The sequence below is a fragment of the Fusobacterium sp. IOR10 genome, assembly GCF_010367435.1.
Lineage (GTDB): Bacteria > Fusobacteriota > Fusobacteriia > Fusobacteriales > Fusobacteriaceae > Fusobacterium_B.
The window spans coordinates 1-5772 of record NZ_WJWY01000053.1; the positions used below are offsets into that span (position 1 = coordinate 1).

General features: G+C 27.0%; 5 protein-coding genes. 2 read left to right on the plus strand and 3 right to left on the minus strand.

The window, feature by feature from the left end:
- Positions 1-84 precede the first annotated feature (84 nt).
- Genes GIL12_RS09735 through kdsB form a run of 3 tightly spaced genes read right to left on the minus strand, consistent with a single transcriptional unit; the run spans position 85 to position 4090 of the window.
- Positions 85-1770, minus strand: a complete 1686-nt coding sequence (locus GIL12_RS09735; protein ID WP_163470281.1) for a flavocytochrome c — start codon at positions 1768-1770, stop codon at positions 85-87.
- Positions 1771-1795: 25 nt separating this feature from the next.
- Positions 1796-3340: a SpoIID/LytB domain-containing protein gene (locus tag GIL12_RS09740; RefSeq protein ID WP_163470282.1), complete on the minus strand. Its 1545-nt coding sequence runs from the start codon at positions 3338-3340 to the stop codon at positions 1796-1798.
- 3 nt (positions 3341-3343) lie between these two features.
- Entirely contained in the window at positions 3344-4090 is a 747-nt protein-coding gene (gene kdsB / locus GIL12_RS09745; RefSeq protein ID WP_163470283.1) for a 3-deoxy-manno-octulosonate cytidylyltransferase, read from the minus strand.
- Positions 4091-4203: 113 nt separating this feature from the next.
- Between kdsB and GIL12_RS09750 the strand changes: the two genes are divergently transcribed.
- A complete protein-coding gene (locus tag GIL12_RS09750; RefSeq protein WP_163470284.1) occupies positions 4204-4821 on the plus strand; it encodes a histidine phosphatase family protein in 618 nt (205 codons plus the stop codon).
- Between the two features lie 16 nt (positions 4822-4837).
- Entirely contained in the window at positions 4838-5686 is an 849-nt protein-coding gene (locus tag GIL12_RS09755) for an alpha/beta fold hydrolase (protein ID WP_163470285.1), read from the plus strand.
- Positions 5687-5772: the final 86 nt, after the last annotated feature.

The following is a 5772-nucleotide window of genomic DNA, read 5'->3' on the forward strand; positions in this document are numbered from 1 at the left end:
ATAGAATTTTAATTTATAGCAATTTAACAAAAATAAAAATTCCTTCAGCATAAAGCTGAAGGAACAAAAACATTATTTATTTTTTTATTTTTCTCCACCAACACCAGTTGACAAAGAACCATTTTTTCCTGCTATTCTCCCAAAGGTTCCCAAATCAGCCAATGCATTTCCACCTAATCTATTAGCTCCATGTATTCCCCCTGTTACTTCCCCTGCAGCAAATAATCCCTTTATTACATTATTATTTTTATCAATTACTTGAGCTTTTGAATTTATCTTAACTCCACCCATAGTGTGATGAATTCCTGGAGAAACTTTTACTGCGTAATATGGAGGATTACTTAATTTTAAATTTTTCTTTAAAATATTATAATCTGTTCCTATACTTTTAGATAATTCTGCAACGTTTTTTCCTTTAATAAAATATCCTTTTTCATCGTATCCTTTAATAACATTGGATTTATCATACATTTTTTTATCCACTATAAGCCAAGCAAAACTTCCTTTTTGGGAAATTTCTGCTTTTGAAACAACATCTCTAGTTTCTAGCTCATCTATAAAATGCTCACCTTTATAGTTCACTAATATTCCTCCATCTCCCCTTAAAGATTCTGAAATTAAAACACCATCTTCCTTTCTAACAGTTGGATGAATTTGAATTTGATCCATATGAATAAAAGAGATCCCTATTTTTTCACCAATATTAACAATATCACCTGTTATTGATGGAGCGTTAGTGGTAATAAAACCTTTTAATTCTGGACGATATTTTGAAACTAATTTATTATTAGCCCCAAAGCCACCCATAGCTAAAATGACTGCCTTTGAATTTACAGTTAATCTAGTTCCATCTGATTTCATAGCTCGTACTCCTACAACTTTTCCATCTGAAATAATTAAAGATTCCACCTTGGCCTCTGTAATTATTTTTATATTTAATTTTTTACAATGGGCTATTAACTTTTCAACCATAACTGTTCCAATTGGTAATTTCAAACCTTTTGAATCAACAGGTCTGTGAGCTCTTCTTACACTAGCTCCTCCCATTTTTCCAACGTCTGTAAACTTTGCCCCTATAGAATCAAACCATTTTATTGTTTCATTGGAATTTTCCACTAAAGTTCTCACTAAATTTTTATTATTTAATTTGTGTCCACCTATTATAGTATCTTTAAAAAATAATTCTTTTGAATCTTTTATTCCCTCTTCTTTTTGATACTTTGTATTACTAGCATTTATTCCACCTGTTGATCTAGCAGTATTTCCACCTAATATTTTTGATTTTTCTAAAATTATCACATCTTTTCCTAATTCTTTAACCACTGAAGCTGAAACCATTCCAGCTCCACCTCCACCAGCAACTATAACATCTGTATTTAATATCTCATATTTATTTTTTAATAATGTCTCATTTTTTTTAACAATTTCTTCTTCTTTTAATCCAGATTTTTTTAAAGCTTTTTTTAAAGCTTTCTCAAAGGATATGCTTGTATATGTGGCTCCAGCTATTCCATCTACTTTTACACTACCTGTTTTATTAACTTCTTGTACTAAAATTAAAAGAGCTTCCTTTGTTATTATTTCTTCTTTTCCATGAACTAAAGCAGTTATATTTTTTATTTTCTTTTTCTCATCCAATGTTAATTTAACTTCTATTTTACTTTTATAGAGTTTCTCTTCTCCAACATATGTTCCTGGTACATACTCTTTTTTTCCACATGCACTTAAAAATATAGAACATAAAATTAAAATTTTTAATAACTTTTTCACTCTATGTTTCCCCCTCTAAATTTTTCTACCAAACATTTTGTGAACTTGCTCCATATCCACAACTAGTTGAATAATATTTAGCATCAATAGGTTTTCCATTATATAGCATTACCTTTCCATATGTTGATTTTACAGCTTTTATAGTATCTTCATTAGTATCTATTCTATTATAAACTTGGCTATATGTATCATCTCTAACATGGAATCCCTCTTTTTTATATTTTGCTTTTAAATAGTCATTTAAAGCATAAGTTCTTGCAGCTATAGCTTGAGCTTTTAAAGCTTCTAGTCCAAATCCCTTTGGCATTTCACTAGGAACAACTTGAACTAAATAATCTTCTAAATAAACTTCATTTATAACTCTTATTCTATGAGCATTGGTCTTAGACAAATGTGTTTCTATTTTACCCCTGTAAATTGGATATCTTGTTTTTCTTTGTGCTCTTCTTATACTTGTTATTACAAACTTTTTATTTGAACTTTTAAAATTTAATTGTCCAACTGTTTCCACTCTTTTCTTTCCATTTACATAAAGAATCTGTCTTCTGCCATTGGCTATTACTTTAATTTTATCCCTTGGAGAAAGTTTTATTTTCATCCATCCATTCCAAATTTCAGCTTTACTTGTTGAAAACATTGTTAAACTTCTATGATCTAAACTTCCAAAACCTGTGGTAGTAAGTCCCACTCTTATATTCTTAGAAACTCCCTTGATTTTATACATATTTTTAAAAGTTATTTCTTTATAGTAGGTTTTTAAAATTTTACTATAACTGTACCCATAATTTTTGGCTAAATCATTAGCTCCATACTGGGACATTCCAACTCCATGTCCATATCCTCCACCATAGATATTAAAGTGATTTCCTTTTTTTTCAACAGCTAAAAAACCTGACAATAAAAGATTAGGATTCTTTAAAGATACTTTTTTTGAGTACCCCCCTGTTCCACTTTTTGATAGATGAAGCTCTATTTTTTTTCCTAAATTTGTCCTATTCAATCCTAAAACTTTTCTTACTGTATATTCTCCCTTTAATAGGTATGTACCATTACTTCCTTTAATTAATAAATAAGTTACTACTCCTGACTTACCTCTTTCCATAACGATTATATCTTCTAATGTTCCAAGAGAATTATAGTTTAAACTTTTATATATCCATTTCCCATTGTACAATGTATATACATGATTGTATCTTGATTTTGAAGCTTGAGCTAGAGCTTTTCCTATTCCTTTGCTATAGGTATTTTTATCAACTGTAAAATACCATCTCCAATAATATGAATTATCACCGTAACCTTTAACATCTAAATCTTTAAAGAAATCTAAAACTTTTTTTTCACTATATCTATTTAAAAATTTTCCAGTTTTCATATGACTAGTTGCTTGTAAATATGGAAGTGCCACTCCTACCTTCATTGTAGGTTTTGGATACCCATAATCTTCAAAATACGTTACCCTATTCTTCATATAAACTTCTTTAGAATTGCTCTTATATTTAGTTGAATTATTAGAACACCCAACTAAAAATATAAACATTAACGTGACCAAAACTCTACATATTTTTTTCATATATTACCCCTCATTAATATTTATTTTTTTTAATTTTATTACCTCTTGTACCTTTTCTAAATCTTGTTTTGTATCAACACCTACTATTTGAAAGTTTGTTTCTAATACCTTTATTTTATATCCATTTTCTAAAACTCTCAATTGTTCTAAGGATTCTGATATTTCTAAAGAAGTTTGTGGCAACTTAGAATATTCTATTACAAAATCTTTTTTATAACCATAAATTCCTATATGCTTAAAATAATTATTTAAATTTTCTTTTCTTGGGTAAGGAATTACTGATCTTGAAAAATATAGTGCATAATCATTTTTATCTGTTATTACTTTAACATTATTTGGGTTTTTAATTTCATCCATTGCACTTAATTTATGTTTTAATGTTGCCATTTTTAATTCTGGTTCTATTTTAAATGCATTAATCAAAGAATTTATCATTTCTTTTTCAATTAATGGCTCATCCCCTTGAATATTTATTATAACATCAACTCCATCTATTTTTTCACAAACCTCTGCTATTCTACTAGTTCCATTTTCATGATCTTTTCTTGTGATCATTGCTTTCCCACCAAATTTTAAAACCTCATTATAAATTCTAACATCATCTGTAGCTACAATAACATCATCTAAGTTAGATTTTTTAGCTCTCTTATAAACCCACTCTATCATTGTATGACCGCAAATATCTTTCAACGGTTTACCTTCTAATCTGCTTGATCCAAATCTTGCTGGTATTACTCCTAAAAATTTCATTTTACATCCTCCTAGTTTTTGTGTAAAATATACTAAGTTAATCATAACTATTATACTAAAAATATCTAGTTTATAAAAGATATTTTATATTTTTATGGAGGTTATTATACAATATGATACTTTACTTTGTTAGACACGGGCAAACTGTTTGGAATAAAAATAAAATTTTTCAAGGTATTAAAGATTCTCCCCTTACAGAACTTGGAAAAAACCAAACTAAAAAATTAAAAGAAAAACTTAATTCAATTGATTTTACACATTTTTATTCTTCTCCCTTAGGAAGAGCCAAGGAAACTTTAGCAATCTTAACTGAAGATAGAATAAATCCAAAAATAGAAACTATTGAAAATTTTAGTGAAATAAATATGGGAGATATGGAAGGAGTTCCTAGGGATTATTTTGAAAAAGCTCATCCTGTACAATTTTATAATCTTTGGAAGGATGGGAAAAATTATGACCCAAAGGATTTCAATGGAGAATCATTTGAAAACGTTTATAATAGAGCGAAAACTGGTCTTTTAGCTCTAACTAAAAAACATAGTCCAAACGATAAACTGCTTATTGTCTCTCACGGAATTTTACTTGAAGCTATTTTTGCTTTTATAAAAAAAGAAGGAATCGAATATTTTGGAGAAGAAAACGTTCCTAAAAATACAAGTTATACAGTTATTGAGTACACTAATAATGAATTTAAAATTTTAGATTTTTCAAATACTTCTCATTTAGACTAAAACAAAAAGGAAAATTATGAAAAATATTAATGGTATCATACAAATAATACATGGAATGAGTGAATCTAAAGAAAGATACTCTAATTTAGTTGATTTTTTTGAAAAAAATAACTATTTAGTTTTCATCAAGGAACATAAATATCATGGAAAAAAATTTATTAATAATTTGGGAATGTTTGAGAATGATTTTGAAACTTTAGTTAAAGATCAAATTTTATTTTCCAAACAATTAATAAAAAAATATCCAAATATTCCAATATATATATATGCTCACAGTATGGGATCTTTTATAGGGCAAGAACATATGAAAACTTCCTCTAATATAATTAGTGGATATATTTTTGCAGGTTCCTCATATAAACCATTTTTTCTTTGGAAATTCGCTAGATATTTCTCGTTTTTTTTTAATAAACTCTATAAAAATAAAAAAGCTCCCTTTATTCATAAAATAATATTTTTAGGATATAACAATAAATTCAAAAAAGATAATCTTAAAAATAGTTGGTTAACTAGAAACCTTAATTCTGTTAAAGAGTATAATTCTAGTCCATTAACAGGTTTTATTTATTCTAGTAGTTTTTATAAGAATTTTTTCTTTTTTTTAGATAACCTTTATAATATTAATTCATTTAAAAATATTCGTAAAAATATTTCAATTTTAATTATTAGTGGTTCTTTGGATCCTGTGGGGAACTTTAAAAAAAATATTATTTCACTAAAAAATTTCTATTTTAATTTAAAATTCAATAATTTAAAGTTGAAATTTTTTGAAGATTGTAGACATGAATTACATAACGAAACAAATAACACAGAAATATTTAATTATATAGGTTCTTTGTCAACTGGTGTTGGTGGAGAAAAATAAAAAAATAAATAATGTTTTTGTTCCTTCAGCTTTATGCTGAAGGAATTTTTATTTTTGTTAAATTGCTATAAATTAAAATTCTATTT